Below are 17,430 nucleotides of genomic sequence, written 5' to 3' on the forward strand. Positions count from 1 at the left end.
GCCCGCAGAAGCGCTTGTAGCTCATGCGGTCGAGCAGTTGGTACTCCATCTGCTCATCCGACAGGTTGTACAGCCGCTTCAGGACCAGGATGCGCACCATCGTCTCGGTCGGATACGGCGGGCGGCCACCCTGAGGGCTGACCGGCCGGGGCGCAATCCGATCGACCTCGGCCGCCAGCGCCACGAAATCGATGTACGACTCGATCTCGGCCAGCGGGTCGCCCAGAGTGTCGATCTTCTTGCGGTGAAGTTCGTCGGCGAACAGGTCAGTCTTGATGGCGCTGCGCGGTTTCATCGGAGTCGGCTGGGGGCGGATTCAGAACGCTGTAATTTTATCAAGGGCGGGCGAGTCGCGGTTTTTCGAGGTGCCCTACTTTGAACCTGTTGGCAGGCGGATATGTCCGGACTGATGCCCTGATCTGAAAGGGATTAAGACGCTTGGCGGGGGCGTCACTGTCGGCCGTGGGCAGTCCGGACTGATGCCCTGATCTGAAAGGGATTAAGACTCTGGGCGGCTTCGCGCTTGCGCTGCCGGGTGTGTCCGGACTGATGCCCTGATCTGAAAGGGATTAAGACGAAAGCGCGCGGTGAAGGTGTCGAGGAGATCGTGGTCCGGACTGATGCCCTGATCTGAAAGGGATTAAGACACGCAGTTCTTTAACGGCTTCGTATCCCATTACAGTCCGGACTGATGCCCTGATCTGAAAGGGATTAAGACATCTTAAACAAATCCACGTTGTAAATGTTTTTTGTCCGGACTGATGCCCTGATCTGAAAGGGATTAAGACTATCAATTGCCCATTGCATTAGGAAACTGTCTTGGTCCGGACTGATGCCCTGATCTGAAAGGGATTAAGACGCTCTGCGTGCCAGCCATGAGGATTCAGGGCGGCGTCCAGACTGATGCCCTGATCTGAAAGGGATTAAGACCGATCTCGCGGGCCAGGTGTTCGCACCAGGCTTGTCCAGACTGATGCCCTGATCTGAAAGGGATTAAGACGTATCGCCCTTGCTGTTTTGGGCATAGGCGCCGCCGTCCAGACTGATGCCCTGATCTGAAAGGGATTAAGACCCATCAGCTTTGTTTTCTTCGACGAGGTTTTGGAGCGTCCAGACTGATGCCCTGATCTGAAAGGGATTAAGACCGATGATCGCTTCGTAGATTGCGGCTTCCAGTCCAGACTGATGCCCTGATCTGAAAGGGATTAAGACGTCGGCACACCGCTTGCGTTTTGAGTAATGTCCAGACTGATGCCCTGATCTGAAAGGGATTAAGACACAATCAACTGGATGCACATGAGCAGCGCTTTGAGTCCGGACTGATGCCCTGATCTGAAAGGGACCATGACTTTTTTCACCGATACACAGGGCGCAGTATTCGAGTCGGGAGTGATAAGGACTGAATTTGACGCTCCCCGTCTTCACTATCAGCACCGCGTATCCCAGCGATTCCGTCACGTATCCCGATCACTGCGTCACGTGACGCAATGATCGGGATACGAGGGGTCGGGGGCTGGAAGTGGTGGGTTTGGCTGGTGCAGGTTTATTTGGGGTGGGCGACTGAAGCCTCCCCTGCACCACGGCCGGGCTCAGCCCCGCCCGAAACCCTTGCCCCGCGCGGCTTTCAGGCCATTTCCACCTTTTTCCGCCGCCCCCTTCCTCCTCTCCGGCAATCATTCCACGACGTCGTGCACTCATTGCAGGACGTCGTGCAGCAGTTGCCGGATGTCCTGCAAACGCTGCCAGACGTCCGGCATTGATTGCATGACATCTGGCGATCATTCATGGACGTCCGGCTGTGTTTGCTGGACGTCCGGCAACCGCAGCCGGATGTCTGGCAGTCGTTGCCCGATGTCCGTCGATGACTGCCGGATGTCGGGCGACCATCGCAGGACGTCCTGCAACAGGTGCACGACGTCGTGCAGCGATTGCAGGACATCGGGCAGAGGTCGGTCGACGTCGGTGAGCCACCGCAATCCGTCGCCCAAGGCATGGCGGGCGACGCGGGGCGGCTGCCGGGGGTCGGTGGGCGACGGAAGTTGCCCACGCAGGGGTAGCGGGGGCGGCACCGGCCAGCCGCTTCTCCGCCACCCCACCCAGCCCCGCCCCTGTTAATCTCCCCGTCACAAAACCATAACAGCGTTGGGAGAATCGCCATGCCGGTCAAACTGGTCGACCGTACGCCGGACGCGTACGGCTATCCGCTGCTGATCAAGCAGCTTCTGCACACGCCGCTGGCCACTGCGCCGGATCAGGAGATCACCTACATGGGCGGGCGGCGGCACAGCTACCGCACGCTGCGGGAGCGCATCGGGCGGCTGGCCAGCACGCTGGCCGGGCTGGGGGTGGATGCCGGCCACACGGTGGCGATGATGGACTGGGACAGCCACCGCTATCTGGAGTGCTTCTTTGCGGTGCCGATGATGGGGGCGATCCTGCAGACGGTGAATGTGCGCCTCACGCCGGAGCAGATCCTCTACACCCTCAACCACGCGCAGGCGGATGTGGTGCTGGTGAATGCGGAGTTTCTGGGCATCCTGGCCGCCATTGCGCCGCGGCTCACCACGGTGCGGCGTTTCGTGCTGATCGAGGATGCGCCAGCGGATGGGCCGCCGCCGGTGGATTATGCGGGGGAATACGAGGCGCTGCTGGCCGCCGCGTCGCCCGATTACGACTTTCCGGATTTCGACGAGAACGCCAAGGCGACCACCTTTTACACCACCGGCACCACCGGGCTGCCCAAGGGAGTGTATTTCAGCCACCGGCAGCTGGTGCTGCACACCCTGGCGGTGGCGGCGGGGCTGGGCGGGGCGCCGAGCCAGGGCCGGCTGCACCGGGACGATGTGTACATGCCCATCACGCCGATGTTCCACGTGCACGCCTGGGGCCTACCCTATGTGGCGACGATGCTGGGGCTCAAGCAGGTGTATCCGGGCCGCTACGTGCCCGAGACGCTGCTCAAGCTGGTGCGCGACGAGGGGGTGACCTTCTCCCACTGTGTGCCCACCATCCTGCACATGCTGCTGGTGCATCCGCTGTCCAAAGTGATCGACCTCTCCCGCTGGAAGCTGATCATCGGCGGCTCCGCCATGTCGCAGGCCCAGGCCAAGGCTGCGCAGGAGCGCGGCATCGACGCCTTTACCGGCTACGGGATGTCGGAGACCTGTCCGATCCTCACCGTGGCCTTTCTGCCGGAAGCGGCGCTGGACGGCCCGCCGGCGGATCAGGCGCTGCTGCGCACCCACACCGGCCTGCCCCTGCCGCTGGTGGACATCCGCGTGCAGGGGCCAGACGGCGCCGATCTGCCCCGCGACGGGCACAGCGTGGGCGAGGTGGTGGTGAGGAGCCCGTGGCTCACCCAGGGTTATCTGCACGACGCCGAGGCATCCGCCACCCTGTGGCAGGGCGGCGTGCTGCACACCGGCGACATCGGCCACATCTCGCCCGACGGTTGGCTCAAGGTGACGGACCGGATCAAGGACGTCATCAAGACCGGCGGCGAATGGACCTCGTCCCTGCAGATCGAGGACGTGGTGGCCCAGCACCCGGCGGTGGCCGACGTGGCGGTGATCGGCGTGCCCGACGCCAAGTGGGGCGAACGCCCGCTGGCCAAGGTGACGCTCAAGCCCGAGCACGTGGGCAAGGTCACGCCCCACGAGATCCGCAACTTCGCCGCCAAACTCATCGAATCAACCGGCGTGAGCCGCTACGGCGTGCTGCTGCAGGTGGAGTTTGTCGAAGCCCTGGCCCGCACCAGCGTGGGCAAGCTCAACAAACGGGCAATGCGCGAAGCGCAAGGGCGGGAGTAAGCGCCGGTCGGACTGTAGGTCGGACTTCAGTCCGACAGCCCCTGCCTGACCAACCCGCGATGTCGGACTGAAGTCCGACCTACAGGGCGGCGGTTGGTCGGGGTTGGGGGTGGATTGTGGCTGGGCGTGGGGCTGAGGCCTCGCGCGCCGGGCACTGGCTTGCCTCGTTGTAGGTCGGACTTCAGTCCGACAGACCCTGCCTGATCAACCCGTGTTGTCGGACTGAAGTCCGACCTACAGGGCGGCGGTTGGTCGGGGGTGGGGTGGATTGCGGTTGGGCGTGGGGCTGCGGCGTCGCGCGCCGGGCACGGGCCGGCCTCGTGTAGGTCGGACTTCAGTCCGACAAACCCTGCCCGATCAACCCGTGATGTCGGACTGAAGTCCGACCTACAGGGTGGTGGTTGGTCGGGGGTGGGGGCGTGGAGCTGGCTAAACGAAGCGCTGTCCCGTCTGGCTGTAACGCTTGTGATCTACCGTGATCGAGGGCTTGCCGTGCTGCCATTCGGCGCGGAGTCGGGCCGGAAAATGCGGGCGGCGCCCGATGGTGCCGCGGCGGCAAGGGCGTGCCCTCATCCGGGGCCTGACGCCGCCGGCGCACTGGAATGGTGCGATCCATACTCTCCAAGTTGGTGCATCGACACCACGGCCTGGATCGCCGGGGACGGAAAAGAGGGGCGAAAGACGCGCCAAGGCCCTGAATTGGCTTCAAAACGTCGTGACCACGGCATATGCGTCGTGGCATGAACATTGCTAAATCTATCCGCAAGCCTGAAACCCGCAGCTCAAGAACGGAGTCTCCCGTGACCATCCACGTTGCCCTCAATCACCTGACTTCCTACAAGTACGACCGCCCGATCAACGTCGGCCCGCAGGTCGTCCGTCTTCGCCCCGCTCCCCACAGCCGCACCCGCATCCTGTCCTACTCCCTGCGTGTGCTGCCCAAGCCGCACTTCATCAACTGGCAGCAGGATCCGCAGTCCAACTATCTCGCGCGGCTGGTGTTTCCGGAGAAGGTCACCGAGTTCAGCGTCGAGGTTGATCTGGTGGCCGAGATGTCGGTCATCAACCCCTTCGACTTCTTCCTGGAGCCCGAGGCCGAGAACTTTCCGTTCGCCTACGACAAGACCCTCGCCCACGAACTCGCGCCCTTCCTGCTGAAGGAAGAGGCCACCCCCGCCTTTGCCGAATACCTCGCCACCATCTCGCGCGAGACGATGCGCAGCGTCGATTTTCTGGTGAAGATCAACGCCGACCTGCAGCAGCACATCGGCTACGTGATCCGGATGGAACCCGGCGTGCAGACGCCCGAAGAGACCCTCACCAAGTGCACCGGCTCGTGCCGCGACTCCGCCTGGCTGCTGGTGCAGTTGCTGCGCCACATGGGCCTGGCCGCGCGCTTTGTGTCCGGCTACCTGATCCAGCTTAAGGCCGACGTGAAGGCCCTGGACGGCCCGTCGGGCACCGAAGTGGACTTCACCGACCTGCACGCCTGGACCGAGGTCTATCTGCCCGGCGCCGGCTGGGTCGGCCTCGACCCGACCTCCGGCCTCTTTGCCGGTGAAGGCCACATCCCGCTGGCCTGCTCGCCCGACCCCTCCTCCGCCGCGCCGATCTCCGGCCTCATCGACGAGTGCGAGTGCGAGTTCGAGCACCGCATGGCCGTCACCCGCGTGAAGGAAGCGCCGCGGGTCACCAAGCCCTACACCGAAGAGCAATGGGCCGAGATCGAAGCCCTGGGCCACCTCATCGACGTGGACCTGGAAGCCCACGACATGCGCCTCACCATGGGCGGCGAGCCCACCTTCGTGTCCATCGACGACCCGGACGGCGCCGAGTGGAACACCGAGGCGATGGGCCCCAACAAGCGCATCCGCGCCGAAGACCTCTACCACCGCCTGCGCGACAAGTACGCCCCCCAGGGCCTCGCCCACTTCGGCCAGGGCAAGTGGTATCCGGGCGAGCAGCTGCCCCGCTGGTCGCTCACCTGCTTCTGGCGCAAGGACGGCGAGCCCATCTGGACGCGCTCCGACCTCATCGGCGATTCGGCCACCCCCGGCAACGTCAAGGTCGACAAGGCCCACACCTTCCTCGCCGGCGTGGCGCAGCGCCTCGCCGTGGACCAGCGCCGGGTCTTCCCGGCCTATGAGGATGCCTTCTACTACCTGTGGCGCGAGCGCCGCCTGCCGGGCAACGTGGATCCGTTCGACGCGCGCCTGGACGACCCGCTGGAACGCGACCGCATCCGCCGCGTGTATGAGCACGGCCTGCCCAACCCGGTGGGCTACGTGCTGCCGATCTCCCTCAACGCCTACACCGGCGCGTGGCAGACGGGGCCGTGGTTCCTGCGCGACGAGCGCTGCTACCTGATCCCCGGCGATTCGCCGGTGGGCTACCGCCTGCCGCTGGATTCCCAGCCGTGGGCCGCGAAGGGTGACTACCCCTACGTGAACCCGGTGGACAGCCACCAGACCTTCCCGCCCCTGCCGTCCCACTCGGCGATCCGTCGCCAGCTGCCCGGCGGCCAGACCGCCGTGCTCAACGCCCTCACCGACGACGAGAGCGGCTTTGGGACGTCCGCCGCGGCCCGCGCCGCCGAAGCCCTCAAGGCCGCCCGCGCCGCCGAGAAGCTGAGCCCCACCGACCGCCAGCCCCAGCCCTTCCAGTCGGCCGACTGGATCGTGCGCACCGCCATGTGCGCCGAGCCGCGCAACGGCACGATGCACATCTTCATGCCGCCGCTGTCCAGCCTCGAGAAGTACCTGGAGCTGGTCACCGCCATCGAAGCCACCGCCGCCGACCTCGGCATGCCGGTGGTGCTGGAAGGCTACGAGCCGCCGCAGGACCCGCGCCTCACCCACTTCCGCATCACCCCCGACCCCGGCGTGATCGAGGTGAACATCCACCCGGCCAGCAACTGGGAAGAGCTGGTGGAGCGCACCACCCACCTCTACGAAGCAGCCCACTACTCGCGCCTCACCACCGAGAAGTTCATGGTGGACGGCCGCCACACCGGCACCGGCGGCGGCAACCACTTCGTGCTGGGCGGCGCCACCCCGGCGGATTCGCCCTTCCTGCGCCGGCCGGACGTGCTGCGCAGCCTGATCTCCTACTGGCACAACCACCCGAGCCTGTCCTACCTGTTCTCGGGCCTGTTCATCGGCCCGACCAGCCAGGCCCCGCGGATCGACGAAGCCCGCAACGACTCGGTATATGAAATTGAGACGGCCTTCCGCCAGTTCCCGAAGATCGGCGAGCAGGTGCCGCCGTGGCTCATCGACCGGCTGCTGCGCAACCTGCTGATCGACGTCACCGGCAACACCCACCGCTCCGAGTTCTGCATCGACAAGCTGTACTCGCCGGACGGCCCCACCGGGCGGCTCGGCCTGGTCGAGATGCGCGCCTTCGAGATGCCGCCCCACGCGCGCATGTCGCTGGCCCAGCAGCTCCTGCTGCGCGGCCTGCTGGCCCGCTTCTGGGAAACCCCCTACGCGCCGGAACGCCTGGTGCGCTGGGGCACCGAGCTGCACGACCGCTTCCTGCTGCCGCACTTCGTGGATCAGGATTTCAGCGACGTCATCGAGGACATGCAGGCCCACGGCCTCGGCTTCAAGAAGGAATGGTTCGCCCCGCACCTGGAGTTCCGCTTCCCCAAGATCGGCGACTTTGCGGTGCGCGGCATCGAGGTGGAGCTGCGCAACGCCCTCGAACCCTGGCACGTGATGGGTGAGGAAGGCGCCATCGGCGGCACCGTGCGCTTCGTGGATTCGTCCGTCGAGCGCCTGCAGGTGAAGGTGACCGGCATGTCCGACGACCGCTTCCAGTTGGCGGTCAATGGCCGCACGGTGCCCCTGCAGCCCACCGGCACCGTTGGCGAGTACGTGGCCGGCGTGCGCTACCGGGCCTGGCAGCCGCCGTCGTGCCTGCACCCGACCATCCCGCCCCACGCGCCGCTCACCTTCGATCTGGTGGACACCTGGAGCGAACGCTCCCTGGGTGGCTGCCAGTACCACGTGGCGCACCCGGGCGGTCGCAGCTTCGAGACCTTCCCGATCAACGCCTTCGAGGCCGAGAGCCGCCGCCTGGCGCGCTTCTTCCGCATGGGCCACACCGCGGGCGAGCCGAAGGTGAAGGTTTCGCCGGTGGAGAAGGAGTTCCCCTTCACCCTCGATCTGCGCCGCTAGCCCGGCAGGGCAATCCGGCCGTAAAGCCCCCCCGTGAAGTGCCCGGTGATATCCTCACCGTGCACTTCATCCTTTACGCCCCCCACGCAACGTCAGTAGCCTATGGGGTTCGCGGAGAGGGGCCGACCTCCCGCGTGGAGGCTCGGCCCGGCTCCACTCCGCCCTACCAGACACCTGCCGCGACCGCATGACAAGCCCACTCCTCGCCCATTACACGTACCGCCCCGAAGTCTACGACGAGCTGTGCGGCGAAGAAGGCGTACGCCCGCACTGGCAGCAGTTCATCGACCACCTGGACGAATCCGGCAGCGATGTGCTGAAGGCCCGCGCGGCCCAGCTCGAACGGGGCATCCAGCAGAACGGCGTCACCTACAACGTGTACGCCGACCCGCGGGGCATGAGCCGCCCGTGGTCCCTCGACCTGCTGCCGCTGATCCTCGAAGCCGACGAATGGCGCGGCATCGCCGCCGCCATCGGGCAGCGCGCGCGCCTGCTCAACACCCTGCTGGGTGATCTCTACGGCCCCCAGACGACCCTCGCCGAGGGCCTGCTGCCCCCCGAACTGGTGTTCGGCCAGAAGCGCTTTTTGTGGCCGTGCCAGGGCATCAAGCCGGTCGGCGGCAACTATCTGCACCTCTACGCCGCCGATCTGGCCCGCTCGCCCGACGGCCGCTGGTGGGTGATCGCCGACCGCACCCAGGCTCCGTCCGGCGCCGGTTACGCGCTGGAAAACCGCCTGCTGGTGTCCCGCGCGTTTCCGGATCTATTCCGCGACATGCAGGTGCAGACCCTGGCGCGCTTCTTCCGCAGCCTGCAGAGCACCCTCGCCAGCCAGGCCCCCACCGACGGTGAGCCGCCCCTCACGGTGCTGCTCACCCCGGGGCCCTTCAACGAGACCTACTTCGAACACGTCTACCTGGCCCGCTACCTGGGCTTCCCCCTCGTCGAGGGCCAGGACCTCACGGTGCGCAACGACACCGTGTACCTCAAGACCGTCTCCGGCCTGGAGCGGGTGCACGCCATCCTGCGCCGCCTGGACGACGACTTCTGCGATCCGGTCGAGCTGCGCGCCGACTCGGCCCTGGGCGTGCCCGGCCTGCTCGGCGCGGTGCGCGCCGGCCGGGTGCTGGTGGCCAACGCGCTGGGCTCGGGCCTGCTCGAATCCGCCGCCCTGCCCGGCTTCCTGCCCGCCATCTGCCGCCACCTGCTGGGCGAGGAGCTGGCCATGCCCTCCGTCGCCACCTGGTGGTGCGGCGAGGCCCCGGCCCGCAAGGAGGTGATCGAAAACCTGCGCAAGCTGGTGCTCAAGCCCACCTTTCCGGGCGCGTCCAACGAAGTCATCTTCGGCGACCGCCTGGGCGAGGAACAGCTCGCCGCCGTGGCCGCCCGCATCGAAGCCGACCCTTCCGCCTTCGTCGCCCAGGAGCTCGTCAAGCTGTCCCGCGCGCCGGTGTGGATCGACGGCCAGCGGCGCAAGCTGCGCTCCCGGGCCATGGGCCTGCGGGTCTACGCGGCGCTCACCCCCGAAGGCTACACGGTGCTCCCCGGCGGCCTGGCGCGGGTGGCCGGCGTCGAGAACACCCGCATCCTCACCCTCCAGAAGGGCGGCAGCAGCAAGGACACCTGGGTGCGCGCCGACGGCCCGGTGTCGGGCTTCAGCCTGCTCCACAGCACCATCCGGGTGGATGACCTCATCAAGGAAACCGGCACCCTGTCGTCCCGGCTGGCCGAAAACCTGTTCTGGTTCGGCCGCTACTCCGAGCGCTGCGACGCCATCTCCCGCCTCGCCCGGCTGGCCCTGGCCCGGCTCTCGGAAGGCCGCCAGGCCCAGCGCGCCGGCGCCCTCACCTCGCTGCTGGAGCTCGCCGCCGGCGCCCAGCTGATCGAACCCGAGGTGATCGACGCGCCCGTCGCCAAGGCCGAACTCGACCTCTTCCGCGCGGTGCTCGACCGCCACGCCGAACACGGCCTCGCCGCCAACCTGCAGCGCCTCACCTGGTGCGCCGGGCAGGCCCGCGAGCACCTGTCGCTCGACCACTGGCACGCCCTCAAGCGCCTCTCGGCCGAGATCGAAACCTGTCGCAAGCGCGTCTCGGACGTGCCCGCCCTGCTCGAATTCCTCGACGAAGCCCTGACCACCTTCGTGTCCCTGTCGGGCTTTGCGATGGACAACATGACCCGCGACATGGGCTGGCGCCTGCACATCGTCGGGCGGCGCATCGAGCGCCTCGACAACCTCGCCTCGCAGCTGTCCACCTTCCTGCGCGCCCACACCGAAACCTCCGCCGCCCTGCACCGGGAGCTGGCCATCGAGGCGCTGCTGGAGCTGTGCGACTCGATCATCACCTACCGCACCCGCTACCGCGCCCAGCCGGCCCTGCTGCCGGCCCTGCACCTGCTGTGCATGGACGACGCCAACCCCCACGCGCTGTCCTTCCAGGTGCGCATGCTCAGCAACTACCTCGTCCGCTTCAACGGGGAGAGCGGTGGCCTGGGTATCGCCGGGCTCGAAAGCGCCTTCGAGGCCCTGCGGGATTTCCCCTGGCAGCAGCTCGAGGACGGCGTGGCAGACGACATCCGCAACGCCGCCTGCCTCACCCTGGCCAACCACTTCGATGGCCTTGCCGCCGCCGGCCGCCAGCTCTCCGACCAGCTGGCGATGCGCTTCTTCAGCCACACCGGGCGTACCGCCCAGGCCACTTTCGCGGCATGATGACGCAGCCATGACCCGAAGCATCGACTACATCGTCATCCACGAGACCGAGTACCCGCCCTGCGGCGTGCCGGTCTCGCTCGCCCAGCACCTGCTGCACCTGATCCCCCGCGACCTGCCCTGGCAGACCCGCGCGTCGGGCACCATCACCATCGACCCGGATCTGTCGCGCCTCATCGAAGGCGAAGACGTGTTCGGCAACCCGGTAGCCTGGCTGTCGCTCGACACCCCCCACGACGGCCTGCTGGTGCGCGCCGAGAGTCACGTCACGGTGATCGGCCGCAGCCTGCCCAAGCCCGCCGACTCGCCCCCCTGGGAAGAAGTGCGCGAGCGTTTCCGCTACCGGCCCGAGCCCTGCGAGGCCAACGTCCTCGACGCCCAGCGCTACCTCTACGCCTCGCCCCGGGTGCCCTGCGACGCCGCCCTCGCCGCCTTCGCCCGCCAGGCCTTCAAGCCCGACGTGCCGCTGCTGGCCGGCGCCCAGGCGCTGATGGACCTGATCTTCAAGACCTTCACCTTCGACGCCAAGGCCACCGAAGTGGGCACCCCGGTGCATGAGGTCCTCACCCGCAAGCGCGGCGTGTGCCAGGATTTCGCCCACCTGATGATCGCCGCGCTGCGCTCCATCGGCCTGCCGGCGCGCTACATGTCCGGCTACCTGCTCACCGACCCGCCGCCGGGCAAGCCGCGCCTCATTGGCGCCGACGCATCCCACGCCTGGGTGTCGGTGTGGTGCCCCGAGAACGACTGGGTGGAGTACGACCCCACCAACGGCATCCAGCCCGATCTGCGCCACGTCACCCTCGGCTGGGGACGCGATTTCCAGGATGTCTCGCCGCTCCGCGGGGTGATCCTCGGCGGCCTCGCCCAATCCCCGGAAGTACGCGTCACGGTGATGCCCGAAGCCGAATGGCAGGCCCGCCAGGCGGCGGCCGAGAAAAAGAAGTAGCTCAGTCCGTCAGCGGCAGGCGGACATCCACCCGCAGCCCGCCCAGCACCGCCGAGCGCCCGAACCCGATCGCCCCCCCGTATTGGGCGACGATGTCGCTGACGATCGCCAGGCCCAGCCCATGACCGGGCCGCGCCTCGTCGGTGCGCAGGCCGGCGGCGCCCAGCCGCTCCAGCACCTCGCCCGGCACGCCGGGGCCGTCGTCCTCGACGCTGAAGGCCAGCACCCGGCCCGATGCATCCGGCGCCACCACCACCCGCACCCGCCCGCGCGCCCACTTGAAGGCGTTGTCGAGCAGATTGCCGAAGAGCTCCAGCATGTCCTCCCGATCGGCCGGAAAGCCCTGCTCCGGCGCGTCGATCTCCACCCCGAAGCGGCCCTCGCCATGCAGGCGCTGGAGCACATCGGCCAATAGCTGCAGCTGGGCGCGGGCGTCGAAGGTTGCCCCCACCGAGCCGCCGCCCGCCAGCCGCGCCCGGCGCAACTCCCGCTCAATGGTGCGGCTCATGGCGTCGACCTGCCCGCGCATCGCCGCGGCCAGCGCGGCGTCGCCCTGGGCTTCGATCCCATCGGCCTGCTGGGCGAGCACCGCGAGGGGCGTCTTGAGGGCATGGGAGAGGTTACCCACCGCGTGGCGGATGCGCCCGAGGCGCTGGGCGTGGTGGCGGGCCAGCCGGCCCACCGCGTCGAGCATGGGCTGCACCTCGGACGGGGCGGTCGCGTCCAGATCGGCCGGCTCGCCGCGCTCCAGCCGCCGGCAGGCCTCGACGGCCGAGTCGAGGGGCGCCAGCCCCTTCAGCAGCAGCCGGCGCTGGAGGATCAGCAGCAGGCTGAGCGCCAGCGCCAGCACGGCGAGCGTCTTGAGGCGGAAATCGGCGATCGCGGCGTCCAGCCCGGCCAGATCCTCGGCCACGGTGACGACCACCGGCGCCGCGTTGCCCACGCCCGGAAAGTGCTTGGCCACCACCAGCAACGACTGCCCGGCCGGGCCGTCCAGCCGCCCCCCCGTGCCGGCGGCAGCCAGGGGGATGTCGGTGTCCCACATGGAGCGCGAGCGGATGCGCTGCCCGCCCCGCTCGATCAGGAAGTAATGCCCGGACAGGGGCAGCTCATACACCGGCCCCGCGCTGCCCAGCCGGGCCGGGTCGATCTCCGCGGCGCCGGGCTCGCCCGCTGCGACCGCATCCGCCAGCCGCACGTAGAGCAGGTCGGCGTCGTGACCAAGGCGGCCAGCCACGTAGTTCTCTACCAGCCGCCGCGGAAAATCCTGCAGGCCCACGGCCAGCAGCGCGCCGGCGGCGATCAGCACCAGGGCGAGGGTGAGGGACAGCCGGCGGCGCAGGGAGCTCATCGGTCGACCCTCACGGCTGGCTGCGGAAGAGGTAACCCTGGCCGCGCCGGGTTTCGATGCGAGCATTGCCCAGCAGGGAGCGCAGGCGGCACACGTAAACCTCGATCACGTTGCTGTCGCGCTCGCCGTCGTAGTCGTACACGTGCTCGGCGAGGTGGGTCTTGGAGAGCACCACGTCCGGGTGACGCATGAAGTAGCGCAGCAGCCGGAACTCGGTGGCGGTGAGCGTCGTCGGCCGCCCCTCGCCATCCACCAGGCACTGGCGCCCCTCGTCGAGCAGCCACGCGCCCACCTGGAGCCGGGTGTCCTGCACCGGCGCGGCGCGGCGCAGCAGGGCCTGGATGCGGGCGATCAGCTCTTCAACGTGGAAGGGCTTGCCCAGGTAGTCGTCGGCGCCGGCCTGCAGGCCCTCGACCCGCTCGGCCCAGCCGTCACGGGCGGTGAGGATGAGCACCGGCACCCGGTTGCCGGCGGCACGCCATTCCCGCAGCACCGCGAGCCCGGGCTTGTCGGGCAGGCCCAGGTCGAGGATCACCGCGTCGTAGGGCTCGGTGGCGCCCAGGTGGGCCCCGTCGATGCCGTTGGCGGCCAGATCCACCGCGTAGCCCAGGCCGGTAAAGCGGGTGACGAGGCTGTGGCCGAGGCTGGCCTCGTCCTCCACGATCAGCAGCCGCATCGATCACTTCTCCCGGTGGCTCAGCAGCTCGCCGGAGGCGGCGTCGAGTTCGAGCTTGTGGAGCTTGTTGGCGGTGTCGATGAGCTTGATCTCATAGACCATCCGGCCGGCCTCGCGCTCCAGTTCGAGCCCGACCAGCTGGCCGGGCTGGATCTTGCGGGCGCGGGCGATGATGTCTTCGGCCGACAGGATCTTGCCGCTTTCGCGCAGCTGGCGGACATCGTCGGCCCGCGCGCGGTCGCCGGCCTGGGCGGTGAGGGCGAGGGATGCACCGGCCGTCACGACGGCCGCGAGGATGAGGGACAGGAATTTCATGGCGGGGCTCCTTGGGGGGCGAGTTGGGCGGCGGGCGCGTCAGCGATCCCTGCGCAGCTTGACGCCGGTAATCATGGCACCGATCAGGTTGGTGCGCTCCAGCCGGCCCATGATGATGGCGGCGGCGGCGTGCAGGCCGGCGAGGCCGAGGAGCGTGGAGGCGAGCGCCTCGTGCACTTCCTCCAGCCATTCGTCGCCCCAGAACATGTCGGTCGTCTGCAGGTAGCCGGTGAGGCCCAGCAGCAGCACGAAGGCCATCAGCGCCAGCATCATCAGCGCGCCGGCCGGGTTGTGGCCCACGTGGTGCTCACGCCGGCCGGCGAGCAGGCTGGCAAAGTGCCGGCGCAGGCGGGTCGGGGTCGGGAAGAAATCCGCGAAGCGCGCATGCCGGGTGCCCACGAAGCCCCACAGGATGCGTGCGCCCACCAGCGCGCTGGCGGCGTAACCCAGCGCCTGATGCAGGGCTTCGCCCTCCTCGACGACGAAGTTGAGGAGCACGCAGACCACGAGGCTCCAGTGGAAGACGCGGACAAACGGGTCCCACACGCGGACGGGCTGGCTGGGGGTCGGTGCGTTCATGGTGTCGCGCTCGCGGTTCGGCTTACTTGGCCAGCAGCACGGCGGCGGTCTGGGGGTCGAAGTAGATCTCGACCTTCTTGCCGGCCTTGTTGAAGCCGTAGATCTCGTAGCAGTTGCCCGGGGTGATCTTGAAGGTCTTGATGCGGTAGCCCTCGGCTTCGAGGCGGGCCTTGAAATCCGGCACCTTCATCCACTTTTCCTGGGGTGCGGTGCAGGTGGGGCCGGCGATGGCGGTGGTGGCGGCGAAGGCGGTCAGGAGGGTGGCCAGGGCGGCGGGCAGCAGTTTCATGTCGGGGTTCTCCAGGGTCTGAGGGGCGCCGCGAATCGCAACGCGTGGCGCATTCTCGCCGCCGCTTCCTGAAGCCAAGCTGAAAGCCGGCCCGCGCGGATCAGGCCCGCCCGCCTCGCGCCCGGGCCGCGACCGCCACGGCCACCAGTACCAGCCCGGCGGCCACGCCGAAGGTGCGCTGCATGCCGGCGGCGACCGCCTCCGGCGTGGCGCCGGCGATGTCGGCCACGCCCACCGCCGCCGCAAACACCGCGCCCATCACCGACGCCCCCGTCACCAGCCCCAGGTTGCGCGACAGGTTGAGCATCCCCGACATCGCGCCCCGCCGCTCCGCCCCCACCGCCGTCATCGCCGCGGTATTGTTGGCGGTCTGGAACAGCGCGTAACTGGCGGTGAGGATCGCGATGGGCACCACGTAGCCGGCCACGCCCGAGGCAGCCGGCAGTGCCGCCAGCAGCACGGCGCCCACGGTCATCCCCGTCAGGCCGGCGATGGTGGCGGGCTGCGCGCCGAAGCGGTCGGCGATGCGCCCGGCCGGCACCCCGGCCAGCGCCGCAACCACCGGCCCCACCGACACCACCAGGCCCACCTGCGCCGCGCCCAGCCCCAGCGCGCCGGCCAGGTAGAACGGCCCGACCACCAGCGTCGCCATCACCACCGCCGACACCAGCAGGCTGGTGCCGAGGCTGGCCGCGAGCAGCCGGTCGCGGAACATCCCCAGCGCCACGAGGGGCGAGGCCGCGCGCCGCTCCACCGCCACGAACAGCGCCACCCCGGCCGCCGCAGCCACCAGCAAAGCCAGGTTGAGCCCGCCGAAGTGGCCACGGCCGAGGGTCATCGCCAGCGCGTAGGCGCCGAGGCTGCCCGCCAGCAGCAGCGTGCCGGGGATGTCGAAGGCGGGCCGGGGCGCGTCTGCTCGCCGCACGTCCTGCGGCAGGTGGCGGCGGGCCAGGTACAGCGCCGCCAGCCCGAAGGGCAGGTTGATGAAGAAGATCGCCCGCCAGCCCGGCCCGGCGATGAGCAGGCCGCCCAGCGACGGCCCGAGGGCCGTGCCCACCGCCGACATCGTGCCCAGCAGGCCCATCGCGCGGCCGGTGCGCTCCCGGGGCACCACATCGGCGACGAAGGCCAGGGTGAGCGCCATCATCACCGCCGCCCCCAGCCCCTGCAGCACCCGGGCCGCCAGCAGCAGCGCCAGCGTGGGCGCCGCGCCGCCTAGTGCCGAAGCACCGGCGAACAGCGCCAGCCCGGCCAGCAACAGGCGCCGGCGGCCGATCACATCCCCCAGCCGCCCGACGCTGACGATGAGCGTGGTGATGGCGAGCAGGTAGGCCAGCACCACCCACTGCACCGCCTGAAAACTCGCCCCGAAGGCCACCGCCAGATCCGGCAGGGCCACGTTGGCGGCGCTGGTGCCCAGCGAAGCCAGCAGCACCGACAGGGCCAGCCCCGCCAGCGCGCCCCGCCCGGACGCGGCCACTTCCGCCCCGGCGCCGTCCATCCTCATCTCCAACCGATCCGTCTTCATGTCCGCTCCTTCCGGGCGACCTGCCCGATGACCTGTTCCAAGCGTAGTGGGCCGCCAGACATGGCGGAAGACGCCGCATTCGCACTTAATCCGTGCACGAAACGCCATGTCTAATGGGCCGACGGTGCTAAGGTGAAACCATGAGCACCCCCGACCTGAACCTCCTCATCACCCTCGATGTGCTGCTCGCCGAGGGCAGCGTGGCCGGCGCCGCCCGGCGACTGCGCCTGAGCCCGTCGGCCATGAGCCGGGCCCTGGCGCGCCTGCGCGAGACCACCGGCGACCCGCTGCTGGTGCGCGCCGGCCGCGGCCTCGTGCCCACCCCGCGGGCCATCGAGCTGCGCGATCCGGTGAGCCGGCTGGTGCAGGACGCCCGGGCCGTGCTGCGCCCGGTCGAGGCCCTCGATCCGGCGCGGCTCGCACGCAGCTTCGTGCTGCGTACCAGCGAGGGTTTCGTGGAGAACTTCGGGGCCGCGCTCATCGCCCGCGTCGGGGCCGAGGCGCCGGGCGTGCGCCTGCGCTTCCTGCCCAAGCCCGACAAGGACAGCGCGCCCCTGCGCGAAGGCCTGGTCGATCTGGAGACCGGCGTGATCGGCAGGGCCACCGCGCCGGAGCTGCGGGTGCAGGCGCTGTTCCGCGACCGCTTCATCTGCGTGGTGCGCGAGGGGCACCCGCTGTGCACGGGCGAAATCACCCCGGCCCGTTACGCCGCCGGCCGCCACGTGCTGGTGGCGCGTCAGGGGGTGGAGCGGGGGCCGGTGGACGAGGCGCTGAAGGCCGTAGGGCTGGAACGTCAGGTGGCCACCACCGTGGGCGGTTTTTCCACCGCGCTGGCCCTCGTGCGCAGCACCGACCTGATCGCCAGCGTGCCCGAGCGCCACACCGGCCTGCTCCGTGCGGGCCTGTTCAGCTTTGCGCTGCCGGTGCCCGTGCCGGAGATCACCGTGTCGATGCTGTGGCACCCCAGGCTCGACGGCGACCCGGCGCACCGCTGGCTGCGCGGGGTGGTGCGACGGGTGTGCGGAGCAGGCTGAAGCGCC

The 17,430-nt window shown here is 68.8% G+C and carries 13 protein-coding genes and 1 CRISPR repeat array; of the genes, 5 read left to right on the top strand and 8 right to left on the bottom strand.

All coding sequences use genetic code 11. The features are described from left to right. Together Q0672_RS01795 and Q0672_RS01800 are read right to left on the bottom strand one after the other, a co-directional pair. Positions 1-295, bottom strand: a 295-nt coding sequence (locus tag Q0672_RS01795; protein ID WP_298619103.1) for a transposase, incomplete at its 3' end; no start/stop codon positions are given. Between the two features lie 104 nt (positions 296-399). Continuing rightward, a CRISPR array of direct repeats spans positions 400-1,349; the repeat unit is 37 nt; unit sequence GTCCAGACTGATGCCCTGATCTGAAAGGGATTAAGAC. Between the two features lie 429 nt (positions 1,350-1,778). After that, the gene (locus Q0672_RS01800) at positions 1,779-1,976 is read right to left on the bottom strand and encodes a hypothetical protein (RefSeq protein ID WP_298619105.1); all 198 of its coding nucleotides are present in this window, start codon (positions 1,974-1,976) and stop codon (positions 1,779-1,781) included. Positions 1,977-2,156: 180 nt separating this feature from the next. On the opposite strand from Q0672_RS01800, the gene Q0672_RS01805 reads away from it, so the two are divergent. The 4 genes from Q0672_RS01805 (at position 2,157) to Q0672_RS01820 (ending at position 11,652) form a co-directional block, all read left to right on the top strand. Continuing rightward, positions 2,157-3,809, top strand: a complete 1,653-nt coding sequence (locus Q0672_RS01805) for a fatty acid--CoA ligase (protein ID WP_298619107.1) — start codon at positions 2,157-2,159, stop codon at positions 3,807-3,809. A gap of 800 nt (positions 3,810-4,609) precedes the next feature. Then, positions 4,610-7,990, top strand: a complete 3,381-nt coding sequence (locus tag Q0672_RS01810; RefSeq protein WP_298619109.1) for a DUF2126 domain-containing protein — start codon at positions 4,610-4,612, stop codon at positions 7,988-7,990. 187 nt (positions 7,991-8,177) lie between these two features. After that, positions 8,178-10,703 carry a circularly permuted type 2 ATP-grasp protein gene (locus Q0672_RS01815; RefSeq protein WP_298619111.1) on the top strand — a complete coding sequence of 842 codons (2,526 nt, stop codon included), beginning with the start codon at positions 8,178-8,180 and terminating at the stop codon, positions 10,701-10,703. A gap of 10 nt (positions 10,704-10,713) precedes the next feature. Continuing rightward, positions 10,714-11,652, top strand: a complete 939-nt coding sequence (locus tag Q0672_RS01820; RefSeq protein WP_298619113.1) for a transglutaminase family protein — start codon at positions 10,714-10,716, stop codon at positions 11,650-11,652. A 1-nt stretch (position 11,653) separates the two neighbouring features. Here Q0672_RS01820 and Q0672_RS01825 read toward each other — a convergent pair whose 3' ends face one another. The 6 genes from Q0672_RS01825 to Q0672_RS01850 form a co-directional block, all read right to left on the bottom strand. After that, positions 11,654-13,003 (bottom strand): sensor histidine kinase, encoded by a 1,350-nt coding sequence (locus Q0672_RS01825; protein ID WP_298619115.1) that lies wholly within the window; start codon positions 13,001-13,003, stop codon positions 11,654-11,656. 10 nt (positions 13,004-13,013) lie between these two features. Continuing rightward, a complete protein-coding gene (locus Q0672_RS01830) occupies positions 13,014-13,679 on the bottom strand; it encodes a response regulator transcription factor (protein WP_298619117.1) in 666 nt (221 codons plus the stop codon). A 3-nt stretch (positions 13,680-13,682) separates the two neighbouring features. Further along, a complete protein-coding gene (locus Q0672_RS01835; RefSeq protein ID WP_153162867.1) occupies positions 13,683-13,994 on the bottom strand; it encodes a PepSY domain-containing protein in 312 nt (103 codons plus the stop codon). Positions 13,995-14,033: 39 nt separating this feature from the next. Further along, entirely contained in the window at positions 14,034-14,573 is a 540-nt protein-coding gene (locus Q0672_RS01840; protein WP_298619120.1) for a cytochrome b/b6 domain-containing protein, read from the bottom strand. Between the two features lie 22 nt (positions 14,574-14,595). Then, entirely contained in the window at positions 14,596-14,862 is a 267-nt protein-coding gene (locus Q0672_RS01845) for a PepSY domain-containing protein (protein WP_298619122.1), read from the bottom strand. Positions 14,863-14,962: 100 nt separating this feature from the next. Continuing rightward, positions 14,963-16,390 carry an MFS transporter gene (locus Q0672_RS01850; protein WP_298619124.1) on the bottom strand — a complete coding sequence of 476 codons (1,428 nt, stop codon included), beginning with the start codon at positions 16,388-16,390 and terminating at the stop codon, positions 14,963-14,965. A gap of 140 nt (positions 16,391-16,530) precedes the next feature. Here Q0672_RS01850 and Q0672_RS01855 point away from each other — a divergent pair, with 140 nt between their 5' ends. Next, complete coding sequence (locus Q0672_RS01855; RefSeq protein WP_298619126.1) at positions 16,531-17,424, top strand: LysR family transcriptional regulator; 894 nt, start codon at positions 16,531-16,533, stop codon at positions 17,422-17,424. Positions 17,425-17,430 lie beyond the last annotated feature (6 nt).

The sequence above is a fragment of the uncultured Zoogloea sp. genome (assembly GCF_937894855.1).
GTDB classification, from domain to species: domain Bacteria; phylum Pseudomonadota; class Gammaproteobacteria; order Burkholderiales; family Rhodocyclaceae; genus Zoogloea; species Zoogloea oryzae.

Bases quoted from the DNA above. Each gene is read 5' to 3' on its own strand.
- Q0672_RS01805 (WP_298619107.1), top strand. From the start codon at position 2,157: ATGCCGGTCAAACTGGTCGACCGTACGCCGGACGCGTACGGCTATCCG.
- Q0672_RS01815 (WP_298619111.1), top strand. From the start codon at position 8,178: ATGACAAGCCCACTCCTCGCCCATTACACGTACCGCCCCGAAGTCTAC.
- Q0672_RS01820 (WP_298619113.1), top strand. From the start codon at position 10,714: ATGACCCGAAGCATCGACTACATCGTCATCCACGAGACCGAGTACCCG.
- Q0672_RS01825 (WP_298619115.1), bottom strand. From the start codon at position 13,003: ATGAGCTCCCTGCGCCGCCGGCTGTCCCTCACCCTCGCCCTGGTGCTG.
- Q0672_RS01830 (WP_298619117.1), bottom strand. From the start codon at position 13,679: ATGCGGCTGCTGATCGTGGAGGACGAGGCCAGCCTCGGCCACAGCCTC.
- Q0672_RS01835 (WP_153162867.1), bottom strand. From the start codon at position 13,994: ATGAAATTCCTGTCCCTCATCCTCGCGGCCGTCGTGACGGCCGGTGCA.
- Q0672_RS01840 (WP_298619120.1), bottom strand. From the start codon at position 14,573: ATGAACGCACCGACCCCCAGCCAGCCCGTCCGCGTGTGGGACCCGTTT.
- Q0672_RS01845 (WP_298619122.1), bottom strand. From the start codon at position 14,862: ATGAAACTGCTGCCCGCCGCCCTGGCCACCCTCCTGACCGCCTTCGCC.
- Q0672_RS01850 (WP_298619124.1), bottom strand. From the start codon at position 16,390: ATGAAGACGGATCGGTTGGAGATGAGGATGGACGGCGCCGGGGCGGAA.
- Q0672_RS01855 (WP_298619126.1), top strand. From the start codon at position 16,531: ATGAGCACCCCCGACCTGAACCTCCTCATCACCCTCGATGTGCTGCTC.